A 16,623-nucleotide genomic window follows, 5' to 3' on the forward strand; every position below is an offset into this window, starting at 1 on the left:
GTTAATAATAATGAATATTTATACTCCGGAATTTTTAAGAATAAAGGCTATAGACAAATGTTTAAGGGATAAGACCAAAAACTATTTTATAGAGGATTTAATTGTAGCCGCTAACATAGAAGTACAAAAACACTATCCAGGTCATAAGATCTTTCAATTGAGAACCATAAGGAAAGATATACGAAATTTAAGAGAGCAGGAAAAATTGTCTAATAATATTGTTTCAGAACTTAAAGATGATAACAATAGCAGAGATGAAGATTTCTTGCATCCTAACGATTTCTATGAAAAAAAAGAGAAGGCTCGAAGAAAAGAGGCTTATTATTACCGAGACATAAGCATAAATCTTACTTCGGATAATCTTAACGATGTTGAACTAACGCAGATCAAAGATGCTTTATCTGTAATGACCAGAATAAAAGGAAGACCTGAATACCGTCGTCTCAATGAAATCATTCTAAAACTTAAAAGTGATCTTTTAAATGATGAGGAACTTCCGGCGATAATGGGTTACGATGAGAACGAACAACTGGTTGGCCTTGAACATTTAAATACCATTATTGATGGCATTAAAGAAAAAGAAGCACTGGAAATTTTATATCAGCCTTACACCGAGGAAAAACCGGAAATAATTATTGTTTATCCATACTATCTAAAACAATACAATAAAAGATGGTTTTTGTTCGCTAGTCGAAAAGATAGACCTGATGTAAATTACATGCCAATATTTCCAATAGACCGGATAAAAAAGGCCATTCCATGCCATCCCGATAAAGAGTTTTACAAAGAATCGTCTGTAAATATTGAAGAGTATCTCAAGCACGTTATTGGAGTAAGCAGGCCATCATTTGACTCAACTCCAGAAAGTGTTTTTCTAAAGTTCCACCCGTCCAGATATAATTATATCAAAACAAAGCCTCTCCACTTCACTCAAACCTTTACCGATGCTACCTGCACGGTGCAGATTCGGGTGATATTGAACTGGGAATTAAGACAGCTCATTCTGTCTTTTGGAGCTGATGTGAAGGTGATAAAACCAGACGATCTTCATAGACGTATGAAGATGATCTCTGAGGGTATGACCATAAACTATAGATCTGAACAAAAAGAAATTACCGGTAACAATCATACACTGTAAAAATCTAAACCTTTTTTTCCAACGTATAGGGTAAGTCCTTTGTTAATTGAAACACCCAAAACTACACCTATTCCAAACGGAATACTTTTTTCAAGAGCCTTCCTGGTAAAGGTTAATCCCACCTTCTGAAAAACTTTTTTCACGGCAAGTAAGACTGATCCTTTTAAATGCTGACGAACCAATTTAATAAATGCCTGGCTTCCCATTCTTTTACCACCTTCTTTTGCTGATTGGTTTAGTGCACCTAATCCGGCAATCAAAAAACAAATTCGTTTTTGTTCTTCATTTTCAATGTCCATTCCATAAATAGTAGCTATGGCCATGATCATTTCAATCTGAAATTTCATTGTGAGCACAACGTCTGCACTAGTCCCACCTACAGTACTAACAACAGTTCCTACCCCCGGAATAGTACCCGGTAGGCTACTAGCTCCACCAGCAAACGCTGCATAATAAGAGTACCGGGAAATAATCTTTTTGGCTGCTAGTGCGTTAATTTCGCTAGTAGATTTTTTTCCTAAATATTTTTCAAGAACACGCGCTCTTATCTGTTCAGACTCTTTTTTAATTGCTGCAGGAGATGCTAAAATAAGTTCAATTGCTTTGAGTAATGTGGGTTTGTTGTTGTCGTTCTTGCCGTTGCTGAAGTTGTCCTGATTGCTCATAATCGTTGGTTTTAGGATTACTATTTTTTTCTTACGACAAATGTGGTGCAGTTGTGTGCATTTAAAATACACATAAGTTGAGAGCACTTTGATCTTCTTCAGAAATCTTTTATGACTACTTAAAACATCCAGAACTTACTTTGATCAAAACTACTATAGTCAAGAATAAATGAGCTATGGAAATATAATTCTTCACCACCAAATCTTGAGAAGGAATAGGCAATCATAAATAAAGGAACAAACTTTAGCAACATTAGTGGTTCCATTATTTCCGGTGGATTAAATTAAAAAAATAGGGGACTATTTTGTTTTCTTTTGTTTTCTATACTTATACCCTAGGTAGCCCAAACCACTAATCGCACTTGTAGCCCATCCTATGGGGCCTGCTGCTAATAGAAAAGCTGCTGGTAAACCCCAAGCAGCACTTATAAGCATAGGACTAAGTTTTAATCTTTTAGCACTCTCTCTTGATCTCTGTCTTCGATTTCCTATAGTGGCAGAAATACTGTTCAAGTGAAGAACTTTTACCTGAGAGTTTTCTGAAATAAGCGGCGATTTGACAATTTCCGCTTCCAAAGTTTGAACCGGCTTTTTGCTAGCACTATCCGGTAATACGTATTCGAAATCTTCAACATAAATATTGTCATATGTTTCAATAATCCAAATGGAAATTCGATAACAGGCGCTCAAAACGCGAAAAGCATGCTTTGAAGAAAGATCTCCTCTATGAATTGCATTGTTTCCATCTTTCCTAATCTGATGAAATAGGTCCTTTACACCTGTCGGTAGACAATTTTTAATATGTAGTTCTTTTATCTGAGTGACCATATCAGTTCCAGGAAAGTCAATGCTCTCTAACCTATATATTAATTCAATTACTTTTTCAGTAAACAATCTCAATTTCGAAACTGTAGAATTGTGGTCAATATGAAAAAGTTCTTCTGCAATCTCACAAATCTTATATAACTTGGGATATTGTGGTTCAAGTATTTGAAATTTGGATGTCATTCGTGTAGTTTTTTTCAAGATTAAATATGGGTAAAAATAAAAATTACTATCCTTATAAAGATTTTTCCTGTTTTTGATCTTTAGAATTAAAAAAAATAACTATATAATTATGAGATTTTCAGTATTTCATATTTTAATTTTAAATATCTCTCGCAGTAAATAGAAGAACACCTTAGCAAACCTTCTCCCTTATCAAACATTTTGATTCCATTCTTATTACAGAAAAGGGGTTCAAGGAATTTTGAACCACCTGCATCCTGTGTATATGCAGCAGTGTCACACTGATAATAAACCAGCAAAAGCTTTAATAATTTTTCAGGGCCTGTTTGAAGTTTATTTTTCACTTGGTTTTTGTAACAATTTTTTTTACTTCTTCAGAAAATTTAGAGGGACAGCTATTTTCGAGTTTATATATTATGATAGATCAACACTGATCCGATCATTAATTTCTTTACATCTTAGATCAAATAGTTCCGGATGGTCCAAAAATTCAATGACCTCTATGACTCGGTTTCCAGCGCTTCCAAAATGTTTTTTTTTCACAAGATCACCTATATTCTTTTTATATATAACAATGTGAGGAGTAGGCCATGAAATATCTATTTGTTTAACTCCTCCATATTTCTGAGGGATAAAATTAAATTGTGCCCAATTTTCTTGAAATGAAAGTTCATATTTTTCTTTTCGAATAACATTAGAAATACAATAGGCATATAAATTAGCGTTAGCGCTATTTATGATGAGGTCACTTACACCACTTCCTACCCTACAAGAAAAATCTATTGGTAACAGTTCGTTATTACTATTTTCAATAAAATCAAACTGAGCAAAGGAAATATCATCTTTATCAAATATAGCATCTACCCAACTTTTTATTTGCTTACTGAATTTAGAGGTGGCTTTTATTTGTAAATAACCAATTACACAAGGGACATTATCTATATATGAAATTTTCTTTTTTGATAATCTAATAATGCTGACAGATTCTTTGTTTTTGAATACATCAATACTGTATTCTTGCCCTTCGATAAATCCTTCACAAATTAACTGGTTATGTTCTATCCCTAAGATCTTATTCATTGATCCCGGTATATTAGATAAGACAATATTTTCAATTTGATCAAAAGTTGAAACTTTATCCTTTTCCGTGAATAAGATACCATAACCAGAATATCCGCAATCTGGTCTTATAACGATCTTTTTTGTTCTTAGGCATGAAATTTTGTCCAAAGGGAATCTAGCTACAGATTTAATTCCTTTTGACAATAATATCTCAGACATCTTTAATTTAGATCTACTTGCATACAAAGCATTTAAAGAAGGGCCTATTCTTCTATACCTTTTTTTTATAAAAAGAATCTTCGAGATCCAATACTCATTAAAAGGGATAATTAGGTCCGCATCTAAAGGTAATTGGTCGGTCATCAAAACCTTATCATGATATTCTTTGGGAATTTTATGAAACAGCAAATTATTTTCGATCAAATAATAAACAATATTATTAGAATCTAGTATCCTAATTAAGGAGTCAAAATGGGAAATAGTGGCTACCCCTGCTAAAACAATTTTCATATCCACTGCAATTAAGCGTCCTTTTCTAAAAAACAGTAGAACCACCATATATGAAAAAACGGGAAAATAGCCAGGTAAATAATACTGTAAAAGAATTTAGGTAAACTTTTTCCAGAAAGAAAAAAGATCGTCGGGATCAATGTAAGAGCAAATATGTAAATATTGAGCCACAAAGCTAAACCAAACAGACCAAATAAAAAGATCCATAAAAAATGATATGAGAATCCATGAATTAGAACATACTTGAAAGAACTAGTGTTCTTCGTATCTAAGATCATTGATCTATATCCATTAGCCCAGCGTTTTCTTTGGTCTAATAATTCCGCAAAGGTTTTAGAAGGGGCTTCAAACCCTATGGTGTTTTTTGTAGGTGAAATTTTCAGAGATCTTATATTTTTGCGAACATAAGTTCCCACTGCCAGATCATCTAGAAAAGTATTTCTGAAATTGAAAGCTTGGATCAAGCTTTCTTTCTTAAAAAGGAAGGTTTGACCTGGAATAGTTATCCCAATATTTAACTTCCATAATGTAGGTCTAATGATCGAATGAGATAAAATTTTGTCAATGTCAATTAATTTTTCAATGAGGTTGCCAGTTCTACTGACACCGATTCTCCCCCATGAAATATCTAAATCTTTTTCGATGGTATGTCGGATCAAACTTAAGGTCTTATCAATGTCTAAAATAATATCTGAATCCATACAGAAATAGTAATCTGTATCAACAAAATTAAAGGCTATTTTAATACGTCTATATTTTGTGCTATTAGGAATTACAATATTCATCACATCACTACCTAAATCATTCAATTCAGATTCAGAGATTATAACTGGGATAACTGTATAATGATTTGCTAACTTTTTATTTAAAATATCAAAGGACTGAGGTTTAAGTTCATCATTTCTCAAAAATGAAATTATACAAACTTTATATTGGTCCATTATACTCTTCTATTAATTTTTTGATCTGATAAGTTTCCCATGGTTCAGGTACGTGGAAAGGTAGGATCAACGGAGGATTTGAGGACTCGGAATGAACATCGCCTACAATGTCCTTCCAATCGCCTCTATACAATTTTTTGAATTGTGTCAATTCCGACAGAATTTGGACAGAATTACTATTTTTAGGGACTACGACAGTAGCTTCAGAATTTGGAGAATAGGTCTCTGCAAATTTAAAGAACTCCTCTGCCCAAGGCACATCCGGATAGATTTGCTCTAAAACAGATCTAGTATAAGGTATTTTCAAAAGGCTGAAATCATTGATACTTGTCTCAGCAATTAGTTTGTTTAAAATCTCTTCTTTTTTAGGGTCAAAAGCTGGAGATATTATCAAACAGCTAAAAATAGTGGCTTCAACCTTCCAGAGTTCAATGAAAGATTTAGGAAATAAATTACAACCAATCTTACCGTCATGTGGATTGATCTTATAGTTGATGACCACAAATCCATGTTTTTGGGAATAGAACTCAATATCTTTTAATGATTGAATATTCGGCATTTCCTCTTTCCATTCATGCTTTCTCTCGTAACAGTTATTCCAGTATGATTCGAAATCAGATTTGAAATTATCTGAGATCGCAAAACGGTCGAAGAGATACAATTTACCTCCCTTTTTTAAAATTTCAGAAGCTTTATTGAAAACCAGGTCAATGTTGTTACAGTGATGTAAAAAAAAGGACATGATCATAATATCAGGAGTCCAGCTTAATAACAAATCCTTATCTAATTTTTCAAAGTCAGATAAGATTATCTCTGCGTTCTCTATGTGCTTTAGATTTTCTGAAGCACAATTATGCATTTTTACAGAACCTTCAATACCTTTTAAATACCTATTGTATTCAGTTTCTTTTCCCAGTTGTTTTAAAAGTGAACCTGTTCCACAACCTATATCAAGAATATTGGAGGAGACTGGAAATCTTCCTACTTCCATTAACCATTCAATATCTTCATATATTTTGTGATTATTAACATTTTTGATATAAACGACTGCGTTTTGATCTTCTATCTTATTTGTTTTAGCCATATCAGAATCTATTTTCAAAAGCTTCGTTGGACAAACTGGTTCTTAGTGCTTTTGCGCAATAATACGGTGAAAGTTTATTTTCTTTGAGAATAGAAGCTAATTCTGTATAAAAGAAAATTACATCGTCATAGGTGGGAGGTTCAATTTTTAATGAAGATCCATAATCAATATGTAAAACATTTGCACTCGGATTAATTCCTTGTTTGGCCAAAAAATTACAACCTTCCAACAACTCATCAATATTTTCAAGTCCTAAAACAAAATTCGTCCAGGATTTGCCCCATCCAAAAACTTCGACACCTTTAACCAAAGTGTCCAAATGATGTTGTCGTCCAATTACAGCTTTACCGGGACAATGAGTATTAAATCCTTCTTCTGTAAAAGCTTCAAGGTTAAAAACTCCAATCTCTATCCCATTGGATTTCATTACCTCCAGATACGATAAATCATTTGGTGGAGCCGTAACAGCTACTATTCCCTCCTTGAATCTATTAGGAAAATTCTCAGAAATGACTCTAGCCATATCTGAATAAATTTCTGCTTGCAAATCCAGTTGTGCATTATCCAAATTTCCGGAGATCATGATCATATGAACTTCCTCTTTGTAACAATCATCATCGATTGCCAAAGAAATAGCTTCTGTCAATTCTTCTAAAACCTCTTCTTTAGCTGATTTCCAAAAAGCGGCACCATCTTCATTTCTCAAATTTAATGAGTGTAACCAATCATTATTTTTTAAGCCTTTATTTGTAGAATTAATGCCGCAAAAAGAGCATTTTTTATCCACGGCACAATCATGCCAGGGCCATAAGTTCATTTCATCATAGCCACAAGCACTTATTATTCTTTTTACGCTTCTATTTTTAGAAGTAAATAGGGAATAATATTTAGGTTCTTCGACATAAGTGATCTTGGCCACACCTTTCGCTAAATTTCGCACTGCCGGTGTTTCTATGGTTAACTCTCCATCAACAAAATCCACTATTGCTGGTTCTCGACCAAGTACTTCACTAACAGCAGAAGCACAAACAGTATATCCGTCAAAACCTTCCAATAGCAATTCCTGTGGACGGTTATAATTAGTTTTGGTACGCCGGCCCTTTTTAAACTCTACAGTCGTATTATAGACTAGATTCTGACGTTTTGCATTTACGGAAATTCCATATTCCACAGCTGTATCAGTAAATATAACTCCATGAGTTAAGATGTATACTTTCACATGGGATTCATTTGATTTCATATTTTTTATATAAATTTTAAGATTATTATCCTCTTTCTAATGCATGGCCAAGCTCATAGATTTCTTGTTGCCCTTCTATACCTATCTAATTTGATATTAACTGATCCTGGAATTTTTTCTTAGCCTCTTCGTCAAGTTTATTGAAAAATGAAAGGCTGAAATAATCTTTTGTTATTTCTTTAAAAACCTGGCATTCATCGATATAATTGGAAACTTTTACAATTTCAACCCGACGATTAATCTGCTCATAAAGAATATTGTAAAGCTTCTTTTTATAGACCAGCTTACCAAGACTTTCTTTTAATTCAGGTACTTCATGACTTTCATTTTTTATTTTAAACCTCACTTCCTCTTCTTTTAAATTCATATCCATTACGTCTGAATAAACTCTTTCCTGGTATGTAAGGAGTTGAGGTAAAGACGACATTGATCGGACTTCAACACTAGATATTCCTAAACCATCATGGTAAACATCTGATTTACTTTTCATATTTAATATTTGTTAATTGATAATTTACATCTACTCAAAATTTATCAAAATACTTAAATTTTACCTCTAGTCACGACTTTCAAAATTATTGGAAGAACTCTTTTTCCTGCTTTTAAAACATGAGGCCCTGCTTTTTTAATTCCATACAAGGCAGCAGCTGTAGCAGAAGTTTTCACAGCTTCATTATTTAGCCATGAACCTGATGTTTTTCTTTTTTCCCGGTTATATTTTTGTTTTTCTATTTTTGCCTGCCTTTTCTTTAATTCAGATGATAAATATATCTGAACCTCATAAGTTTTTAAGTTTTCTTCTTTGGCCATATCAAAAATTGCTTTCCTTTCCTCATCGGTAACTTTGCCATCAGCAACAACTCTTTTAACTGCTCTTCTAAATTTTCTTGTCATAAATTTTACAATATTTTTTTAAGACTTCAATCTCTTTAATAGAGTATAGAATTTGCCCTGGATTTCTTTTATACCCTAAAACTCTAATATTCCGACTTTCAAAAAACTTTGAATATTTTGTTTTTAAAATTCAGTATTAGGAAAAAGCACCTCAATCTCATCAAAAGCCATAAAGCCTTCAGATATTACCAGCTCAGGTCTAAGGGTATCTATTAATTGCTTAGTCCAAACTCGAGCTATGTGAAAGATCTTCTTGCTCAATTCATCCGGAAGTAATTTCAGGAGCCGGTTAAAGTCGGCAACATTATCTGTTGCCCAATAATAGAAGTTGGTCTTTACGGTATAATGTTGCAGGTCCTCTTCCCTTCCCGCCTGGCGGAATAAGGATTTGGTTTGTTCTGCTAAGGGATGATTATTGAGGTAATATTCCAGAGCTTCCATAGGTTCAAACTCTTCCACGATCTTACCGTGCCAGTTGTAATATCCTCCTCCGGGATTAAACCCGATCAAAAGGATCTTTGGTCGCTGCAAAAGCGGACTGAACAGCAGTTGACAGCCTTTATACAAGGATTGGATTTCAGGATTTTCTTTTGCTAACCTTACGATTTCTTGATGCAAAAGAAGAGCTCCTTCAGAAATTTCTGAATAGGTTGAAGCAGGCTTCATGTTCTGGTTTAGTTATTTGGGGATTTTGAGGGTAGGGACTTAAAATCTTGTTAAATATAAAATTAATTTTAAGGATTTATTACGGGAATCCGTATTTTTTATCGAATTTATTCCGATACCATTGAATATTAATTAATTACTATTATTTTTTTATTATAATCATCAATTCCTAAAAAGACATTACAGAAACTAACCCTCACAGCAAAAATTTCGGCTCCTTATTATTATTATAGTTCATAGTAATCTTTCTTTCAGTTCTGAAATCAGAATAAGATTCCGCTTCGTCCTTTAATTTTCCTTTACCCCTACATATTAGAAAAGTCACAGACTGAAGCGGATCTATTCTTAACATTAAACAACACGAAGCAATTAACTCCGCTACTTATATTCTCAAAGATGAATGGAAAGGGCGCCAAACTATGACGCGAGAGAAATAATGTTGAAAAAATTATTACTATACACCAGCCCACGCTAATTAATATAATAAGCCAGGCCGTTATATTTTAGCGCTTTTTTTTTTCTATTTTCGTTTTATGAAAACCCCCTTTATCTTAATTATCCCATTACTAATCTTAATACTATTTTCAAGTTGTTCAACAGATCCAGAGAATAAGTTAAAAGCTATCGAAGATAATTCTGGAGAATACTACTTCAATAAGGCTCTTAAAGGAAAGGAACCCTCTAAAATGCTTGCACATTTTAAAAAAGGCCTTGATTCTGCGCTGATCGAAAATGATACGATAGAATATTACCTGCTAGATGGGGTGATATATACATATAACCGACTTAAAGAATATGACAGTTCCATGGTCTATTCTGAGAAGATGATAGGAAGTGCCAGCGCTAATGGCAATACCTATTTTGAAGCCTTAGGGTACTATAGAAAAGCCATCATCCATCAATATTTAAATAATTACAAAGAGAAATATAGGAATGCCTTTCTATCCCGGAAACTGTTTCTCTCTATAGGAGATAGCCTGAGGGCCGGAAAAAGATCCCTGGAAATGGCGAATGCACAAAGTAGCATGTCAGATTATACAGGAAGTCAGGAAAATGCTGCTCTTGCGTTAAGCCTTTTACTAAAGACCAGGGACTCCTCCTATATAAGCAGCGCTTTAAATCAAATTGGCATTGCGAACCGGGAGCGTGGCTTTTACGAAGATGCCATTGAGAATTACGAGTCCGCACTTAAATATTCTATCTCAACTGAAGACAGCCTTTCCTTTCTGAATAATATGGCCCTAGCATACAGAGATAATGGTAATTTTAATAAAGCAATTAAATACCTGAAATTGATCAATTCCAAAACTGAATATGCTGACGCGGAATCCCATGCCAGGTTTATAGACAACCTTGCCTATACTAAATGGCTGAATGACTCCACGGCCAGTGTATTAGATGATCTTAGGCAATCTCTGGAAATGAGGCTAGAAAACAATGACCTAAAAGGCCTCACCTCCAGTTACAACAATCTTTCAGAATATTATTTGAATAAAGAGCCGGCCCGGGCTAAAGAATATGCCGTCAAGGCGTTGAAAGCTGCCAGGGAAAATGACAGTAAAATTTCAGAATTGAATGCTCTTAAATATTTACTCAAAATTTCTGATCCAGCAAAATCTGAAAAATATATCCAAAGATACCTTCTTTTAAATGACAGTATTCAGGAAGCCGAATTAAAGGCAAAAAATTTCTTTGCTAAGATTAGGTTTGACGAGGAACAAAAACAAAAAGAAATTAATGATCTCGAGGCTGAAACAATAAAGCAAATATTGGAAGCAGAAGAACTTAAAAATCAAATCATCATTCTCTCTCTTGGAGGATTATTGCTGATAGTATCGGGTGGATTCGGATTTTTCTACCTGAGACAGAAACACGTAAAAGAAAAGATTCGCGAGACCCATAAAACAGAAACCAGAATTTCCAAAAAGATCCATGATGAGCTGGCAAATGACGTATATAATGTAATGAGTAGTTTGGAAAAAATTGCGCCTGCAGCAACGATGGACAGAATTGAACATATTTATAACCGTACCCGAAATATTTCAAGGGAAAACAGGGAAATTAATACCGGAGAAGGATACCTCGATCAACTCGCGGCATTACTCTCGGCTATTTGCCCTAAGGATGCAAGACTTATTTTAAGCGGGGAAAAAACCATTGCCTGGAATGATTTAAATACCGAAAAGAAACTTGTGATCTATAGGGTGCTGCAGGAGGTTATGATAAATATGAATAAACACAGCAAAGCAAGTTTGGTCGCAATTATATTTTCTTCTGAAAAGGATGTATTAAAAATTCAATATTCCGATAATGGGATTGGTGTTACAAATGAAAGCCTTAAATCGGGTAATGGTATTCATAATATGGAAAACCGTATTATTTCAATAAAAGGAAAACTTAAATTTGAAACCAAACAGGATAAAGGTTTGAAAATACTCATCCAAATTCCAATATAGATTAACACTATGTTTAAAAAGGTTTTAGTGGCAGAAGATATGGACAGCATTAACCACGCTGTAGCATCCATTTTAAATCAAATGAATATTCCGGAAATAACTCACGCGCAATACTGTGACAAGGCCTGGCTTTTGGCTAGAAAAGCTTTACAAGATGACAAACCTTTCGATTTACTTATTTGTGATCTCTCCTTTAAAGAAGATCATCGGGATGAAAAGATCAAATCCGGAAAAGAACTTATCGCCCTTTTAAAATCTGAATATCCCGATCTCAAAATTCTTGTAAATTCTATAGAGGATCATCCCCAAACGGTAAAAGAATTATGGGAATCTGGTAATATAGACGGCTATGTTTGTAAAGACCGCAGAGGATTAAAAGAACTAAAAATAGCAATCGAAAAACTATGGGAAGGGCAAACTTATAGCTCCCCAACAATAGAGAAGGCTTTAAACCAAAATAATTTACTGGTTCTAAACGATTTTGAAATCAATATTGTAAAATTTCTTTCCAACGGACTTACGCAAGACCAAATCCAAGAGGAATTAAAAATCCTGAATATAAAGCCCAGAAGTAAAAGTGCGATTGAAAAAAGGCTAAAAGATTTGAGAGACGAGTTTAACGCCAACACTAATCCTCATTTGGTTTCCATAATGAAAGATCTACAACTGATATAATATTTAAAATTAGGTAAATATTGAGTTGAATTTATTTTAGAGGAGAATGGTTTATTTTAGGGTGAAGAAGTAAATAAAATCTCAGCCAAACGTTAAAGTTTGTTAAAGTGATACCAATTCGGTGACCAATAAATTTTTCCCCTTTGGGAGGTCCAGTAAACACTACAAAATTGAAATTCCGGTCGTCCCCTCCGACTCCACTTTTTGAGTACCAAACTCAAACAAAAACCCCGGAATCCTAGGATTCACGGGGTTTTTTGTTTTTAGCATATAGAAGAGTAGGTAATAGAATTCAAATTAAAAGCTTAGCCATCATTTGAAGAAGTGTTTTAAAATAATTCGCTCAGGACCGATTTCAATTTCTCTAATTTAATTGGTTTTATCAGGTAATTACTCGTTAGATCAAACATTTCAGCTTTTCTAAAATCATCTTCGTTAATAGAGCTGGTTAAAATAAAAATTGTAATTTTTTGATCAACAGGTATTTTAATAAATTCTTCCAAAAATTGCCAACCGTCCCATATAGGCATATTTAAATCCAATAAAATTAATTCGGGAACAGTCTCCCCTGCAGTTATTAGCGATTTAAGCAAATTGTAGGCTTCCATCCCATTTTTGCATAGCATAAGATTGTCTACCATCCCGGTAAGCTTTACATAGTTTTGGGTAAGCAACTGGTGTACGGGATCGTCTTCTATAATACAGGCAAGGTTAATTTTTTTCATAAGGCAAAATAATTGTAAATGTGGTTCCAGCATCAACTTCACTTTCAACTTTAATTTTCCCGTTCATGCTTTCTATTTGATTCTTAGCAATAAACAATCCCAAGCCCCGGGAATCCTCGTTGGCATGAAATGTTTTATACATTTGAAAAAGCCTGTCACCGTGCCTTTTTAAATCTATTCCCAGACCATTATCTTCAAAGCTTAAATATAATTTATTCTTTTTTACCCTTGTGTATATCTTTAGATAGCTCTCTCGTTCTTCAGACTTGTATTTTATGGCATTGGTAATAAAATTTAAAACAATACTCTCTATATAGGCTGGAACACCCTGTATCTCAATATTCTTATCTACCAAATTCTCAATTTTAATATTTGAATTTCTTATTTGGCTGGTTAAACTCTCAATATTTTTATCGATTACCTCTTGTAAATAAATACCGTTTAATTTGGCTTTATTGAAACTTACTGATACAACTTCACTCAACTCCTCCACTGTTTGTTGTAAATTTTCAGCCCCTCTACTCACCATTCTAAAAAGTTCAGTATTCTTTATTTCAGGATTATCATCTCCTAAAATATCTAAAAGACCAATTATCCCAGAGCTATGTGACCTTAAGTTATGTGACACAATATGAGCAAAATTCTTAAGCCGATTATTTTGATCTTGCGTTATGTCTAGTAAAGACTTGATTTCGTTTTCCACTCTTTTTAAATCTGAAATATCTACCGCAACCCCAAGGTACCCCGTAATTTCATCACCTTTACGAATAGCCGTTATAGATAATAATACAGGAAATTTGGTGCCATCTTTCCTGATGTATGTCCATTCTTTAGAAACAAGCTCCCCCATTTGAGGGTAATAAGTAAAAACATCAAATCCTGAAATTTTCTTTTTCCCAGTAGAAATTTCTTTCCCTGCAGCCTCAACCTCACGCTTTTCGTGAATAACCATAGGCGTTTGCACTCCAAGCAGTTCTTCTGGTTTATATCCTAGTAAAACCTCTGCACCTGAATTAAAATGAGTTATTATACCTTCGGTATTAGTGGCTATAATTGCAACTTGCGTACTGGCATCAAGTATGGCTTGCAATCCCGACAGGGCAGAGTGTAATTTTCTTTCCGCGTCTTTTTCCTTACTAATATCCTGTATAAAAGACCAGATTAATTTATTATTATTGAGATCTTCTACAACCACTCCGCGTAACAAAACAGGATATCTCGAACCATCTTTTTTAATATATTCCTTCTCAAAAGGGCCATATGTTCCGGTTTTCTCTATTTGCTGAAGCGCTTTCTTCTCCTGGGGTTCATATTCCTTAGGTGTCACATCCCTGTAACTTAATGCCAGGAACTCTTCTTTAGTATAACCCGTAGGCTCAACTAACTTTTCATTCACATCTTGAAATTGACCAGTCTCAAAATTATTTAAAGCGATCCCTATGGGTGACAATTCGTATAAAGCCCTTAGCAGATTTTGCTGATATTTTAACTTCTGTGTATATTCTTTAGTTGCTGAAATATCTATTAACTGGGAGATGAAATACAGAATTTCACCTTGAGTATTTCTTACAACTGAAACCGCTAAAATAACGTGAACTATATTACCATTTTTATGGAAATATCTCTTCTCCATATTATAATGAGATCTTTTGCCCTCAATAACCTCCGTTAGTAAGTTTAAATCTAAATTAAGATCCTCGGGATGTGTAATATCCTGGAAGGTAAGTTTCATGAGCTCCTCTTCTGAATATCCTAAGATTTCACATACTTTTTCATTAACTTTTAACCACTTCCCCTTCTCATTGAGCAAAGCCATTCCAATGGCTGCATTCTCAAAATTACCCCTAAAGGCTTCCTCACTAATCCGTAACGCCTCTTCATTTCTTTTGCGTTGGGTTATGTCCTGGTGCGTCCCGTACATTTTGAGTGGTTTGCCCTCCTCTGTCCATTCAAAAACTTTTCCCCTATCCAGAACCCAAATCCAATCCCCATTTTTATGCTTCATTCGGCCTTCAAATTCATAAAATTCAGCCTGTTTCTCAAAACATTCATTTAGCCTTCTATTTGATTCTTCAAGATCATCAGGGTGCGCCAGGTTAATCCAGGTTTCTATACTTATAGGTTCAAGCTCTTTTAACGAATATCCCACAATCTCTGCCCAGCGTTCATTAAATATAGTTTCTCCAGTTTGCACATTCCACTCCCAGGTGCCAACATTGGTGCCCCTAATTACAGATTGATACCTGTGCCTAACATCTACAATTTCCTGGACAGGTCTCCCTTCAGGCAGTACATATATAACATTGTTATGTTCGTCAAATAAAGGTTTAAGGCTAAAAAGAATAGTTATTGGGGTTTGGTTTGCTATCCATACTATTGTCTCGTAGGATACCGCTTCCCCACTAACTGCTTTCTGGAAATTTATCTTTAGTTCTTCCTGGGTTTCTTTAGATATTTGCCACCAATAACAATCCCAGAAGTAATTTCCTATGACATCCTCAGGCTCCAGGTTAGCCATTTTTAAGGCTGTTTCGTTTGCGTCCAGGAGCACTCCCTTTAAATCAAGAAAGCCAATAAAAGAGAATGTAGAATTAAAAATTCCTTTAAATTTTAATTCATTCTTTTTAAATTCAGTGATGTCCTGAAAACTGCCTATAACTTTATCTCCTACACTCCGTCCAGTGGTTCTTACCCAAATTTTATTATTTTTTCCGGTAATTAACCTACAGGTTAAATCGAAACGCCCTTTAGTTTTTATAGTATCTTCCAGAGCATTAACAACTTTGTTCCTGTCTTCTGGATGGTAGAACTCCAGGGCATTCGTCTTATCCAGTTCAAAGTCTTTAGTCACCTCATGAATTTGATAGACTTCATTAGTCCACATAGTTGTTCCCGTGGCTATATCCAATTCCCATCCACCAATTTTATTAGCCTGTTGGGTTTCTTCCAGTAACTCTACATTTTTCTTAAGCTCCTTATTTATTTTATTGGTCTCAACCTGTTTTTTTCTTAATTCTAAAAGCTTTAATACCTGGCGCGATAGGCTACGAAGTAACTTCTGCTGCTCGTTAGTTAATGTTTTGGGTTCAGAATCTATAACACATAAGGTTCCTAAAGCAAATCCGTTTTCATTGGTAAGGGGAATGCCGGCGTAAAATTGTATATAAGGATCTTCTGTTACCAGCGGGTTATCCCAAAAACGCTCATCTTCCCGTGCATTCTCTACTATAAATAATTTATCAGGCTGATGAAGCGTATGTGCGCAAAAAGAAAAATCCTTCAAAGTTTCTCTGGCCTGTAAACCGTAATGTGACAAAAACCACTGCTTATCCTCTGTTAACAAACTAATTAAAGAAATTTTGGTATCACATATTTGAGCCGCCATTTTAGTAAGAAAATCAAAATCATCTTCTTCCGATGCACCTAAAATATCATAAGCTTCTAATTCTTTTAATCTATTTGCTTCGTTTTCTGGATTGTCAGGTTTCTTCATTTCATAGAGGGTATAAGGATAATTCCCAAATAAAGTAGTAGATTTTTTTCCTCTTAATTTGTTTTT

The 16,623-nt window shown here is 34.3% G+C and carries 15 protein-coding genes; 3 read left to right on the forward strand and 12 right to left on the reverse strand.

Going from position 1 to position 16,623, the window contains the following annotated elements; all coding sequences use genetic code 11:
- Positions 1 to 10 precede the first annotated feature (10 nt).
- Complete coding sequence (locus tag LB465_RS10725) at positions 11 to 1,138, forward strand: helix-turn-helix transcriptional regulator (RefSeq protein ID WP_224469858.1); 1,128 nt, start codon at positions 11 to 13, stop codon at positions 1,136 to 1,138.
- On the opposite strand, the gene LB465_RS10730 is transcribed toward LB465_RS10725, so the two are convergent.
- The 10 genes from LB465_RS10730 to LB465_RS10775 form a co-directional block, all read right to left on the reverse strand.
- A complete protein-coding gene (locus LB465_RS10730) occupies positions 1,126 to 1,803 on the reverse strand; it encodes an EcsC family protein (RefSeq protein WP_224469859.1) in 678 nt (225 codons plus the stop codon). The two genes, LB465_RS10725 and LB465_RS10730, sit on opposite strands and share 13 nt — an antisense overlap.
- A 300-nt stretch (positions 1,804 to 2,103) precedes the next feature.
- The gene (locus tag LB465_RS10735; protein WP_224469860.1) at positions 2,104 to 2,811 is read right to left on the reverse strand and encodes a DUF4145 domain-containing protein; all 708 of its coding nucleotides are present in this window, start codon (positions 2,809 to 2,811) and stop codon (positions 2,104 to 2,106) included.
- A gap of 107 nt (positions 2,812 to 2,918) precedes the next feature.
- Positions 2,919 to 3,155: a hypothetical protein gene (locus tag LB465_RS10740; RefSeq protein WP_224469861.1), complete on the reverse strand. Its 237-nt coding sequence runs from the start codon at positions 3,153 to 3,155 to the stop codon at positions 2,919 to 2,921.
- 70 nt (positions 3,156 to 3,225) lie between these two features.
- Entirely contained in the window at positions 3,226 to 4,383 is a 1,158-nt protein-coding gene (locus LB465_RS10745) for an ATP-grasp domain-containing protein (RefSeq protein WP_224469862.1), read from the reverse strand.
- Positions 4,384 to 4,394: 11 nt separating this feature from the next.
- Entirely contained in the window at positions 4,395 to 5,324 is a 930-nt protein-coding gene (locus tag LB465_RS10750; protein WP_224469863.1) for a glycosyltransferase, read from the reverse strand.
- On the reverse strand, positions 5,311 to 6,408 hold the full coding sequence (locus tag LB465_RS10755) for a class I SAM-dependent methyltransferase (protein WP_224469864.1): 1,098 nt from the start codon (positions 6,406 to 6,408) through the stop codon (positions 5,311 to 5,313). The genes LB465_RS10750 and LB465_RS10755 overlap by 14 nt, the downstream gene beginning before the upstream one ends.
- A gap of 1 nt (position 6,409) precedes the next feature.
- On the reverse strand, positions 6,410 to 7,648 hold the full coding sequence (locus LB465_RS10760) for a radical SAM protein (RefSeq protein WP_224469865.1): 1,239 nt from the start codon (positions 7,646 to 7,648) through the stop codon (positions 6,410 to 6,412).
- An 85-nt stretch (positions 7,649 to 7,733) separates the two neighbouring features.
- On the reverse strand, positions 7,734 to 8,138 hold the full coding sequence (locus LB465_RS10765) for a hypothetical protein (RefSeq protein ID WP_224469866.1): 405 nt from the start codon (positions 8,136 to 8,138) through the stop codon (positions 7,734 to 7,736).
- 53 nt (positions 8,139 to 8,191) lie between these two features.
- Positions 8,192 to 8,542 carry a hypothetical protein gene (locus tag LB465_RS10770; protein ID WP_224469867.1) on the reverse strand — a complete coding sequence of 117 codons (351 nt, stop codon included), beginning with the start codon at positions 8,540 to 8,542 and terminating at the stop codon, positions 8,192 to 8,194.
- 123 nt (positions 8,543 to 8,665) lie between these two features.
- A complete protein-coding gene (locus LB465_RS10775) occupies positions 8,666 to 9,208 on the reverse strand; it encodes a hypothetical protein (protein WP_224469868.1) in 543 nt (180 codons plus the stop codon).
- 533 nt (positions 9,209 to 9,741) lie between these two features.
- On the opposite strand from LB465_RS10775, the gene LB465_RS10780 reads away from it, so the two are divergent.
- Complete coding sequence (locus tag LB465_RS10780; protein ID WP_224469869.1) at positions 9,742 to 11,664, forward strand: tetratricopeptide repeat-containing sensor histidine kinase; 1,923 nt, start codon at positions 9,742 to 9,744, stop codon at positions 11,662 to 11,664.
- A 9-nt stretch (positions 11,665 to 11,673) separates the two neighbouring features.
- Positions 11,674 to 12,339: a response regulator gene (locus LB465_RS10785; RefSeq protein WP_224469870.1), complete on the forward strand. Its 666-nt coding sequence runs from the start codon at positions 11,674 to 11,676 to the stop codon at positions 12,337 to 12,339.
- A gap of 329 nt (positions 12,340 to 12,668) precedes the next feature.
- On the opposite strand, the gene LB465_RS10790 is transcribed toward LB465_RS10785, so the two are convergent.
- Together LB465_RS10790 and LB465_RS10795 are read right to left on the reverse strand one after the other, a co-directional pair.
- Entirely contained in the window at positions 12,669 to 13,064 is a 396-nt protein-coding gene (locus LB465_RS10790) for a response regulator (RefSeq protein WP_224469871.1), read from the reverse strand.
- Positions 13,051 to 16,557 carry a PAS domain S-box protein gene (locus tag LB465_RS10795; protein WP_224469872.1) on the reverse strand — a complete coding sequence of 1,169 codons (3,507 nt, stop codon included), beginning with the start codon at positions 16,555 to 16,557 and terminating at the stop codon, positions 13,051 to 13,053. Before LB465_RS10795 ends, LB465_RS10790 begins: the two co-directional genes overlap by 14 nt.
- Between the last annotated feature and the right edge of the window lie 66 nt (positions 16,558 to 16,623).

The sequence above is a fragment of the Salegentibacter lacus genome (assembly GCF_020164555.1).
GTDB classification, from domain to species: domain Bacteria; phylum Bacteroidota; class Bacteroidia; order Flavobacteriales; family Flavobacteriaceae; genus Salegentibacter; species Salegentibacter lacus.

Coding starts and splice junctions, on each gene's coding strand:
- LB465_RS10765 (WP_224469866.1), bottom strand. CDS start 8,138: ATGAAAAGTAAATCAGATGTTTACCATGATGGTTTAGGAATATCTAGT.
- LB465_RS10795 (WP_224469872.1), bottom strand. CDS start 16,557: ATGAAGAAACCTGACAATCCAGAAAACGAAGCAAATAGATTAAAAGAA.
- LB465_RS10745 (WP_224469862.1), bottom strand. CDS start 4,383: ATGAAAATTGTTTTAGCAGGGGTAGCCACTATTTCCCATTTTGACTCC.
- LB465_RS10725 (WP_224469858.1), top strand. CDS start 11: ATGAATATTTATACTCCGGAATTTTTAAGAATAAAGGCTATAGACAAA.
- LB465_RS10755 (WP_224469864.1), bottom strand. CDS start 6,408: ATGGCTAAAACAAATAAGATAGAAGATCAAAACGCAGTCGTTTATATC.
- LB465_RS10760 (WP_224469865.1), bottom strand. CDS start 7,648: ATGAAATCAAATGAATCCCATGTGAAAGTATACATCTTAACTCATGGA.
- LB465_RS10735 (WP_224469860.1), bottom strand. CDS start 2,811: ATGACATCCAAATTTCAAATACTTGAACCACAATATCCCAAGTTATAT.
- LB465_RS10775 (WP_224469868.1), bottom strand. CDS start 9,208: ATGAAGCCTGCTTCAACCTATTCAGAAATTTCTGAAGGAGCTCTTCTT.
- LB465_RS10770 (WP_224469867.1), bottom strand. CDS start 8,542: ATGACAAGAAAATTTAGAAGAGCAGTTAAAAGAGTTGTTGCTGATGGC.
- LB465_RS10750 (WP_224469863.1), bottom strand. CDS start 5,324: ATGGACCAATATAAAGTTTGTATAATTTCATTTTTGAGAAATGATGAA.
- LB465_RS10785 (WP_224469870.1), top strand. CDS start 11,674: ATGTTTAAAAAGGTTTTAGTGGCAGAAGATATGGACAGCATTAACCAC.
- LB465_RS10730 (WP_224469859.1), bottom strand. CDS start 1,803: ATGAGCAATCAGGACAACTTCAGCAACGGCAAGAACGACAACAACAAA.
- LB465_RS10790 (WP_224469871.1), bottom strand. CDS start 13,064: ATGAAAAAAATTAACCTTGCCTGTATTATAGAAGACGATCCCGTACAC.
- LB465_RS10780 (WP_224469869.1), top strand. CDS start 9,742: ATGAAAACCCCCTTTATCTTAATTATCCCATTACTAATCTTAATACTA.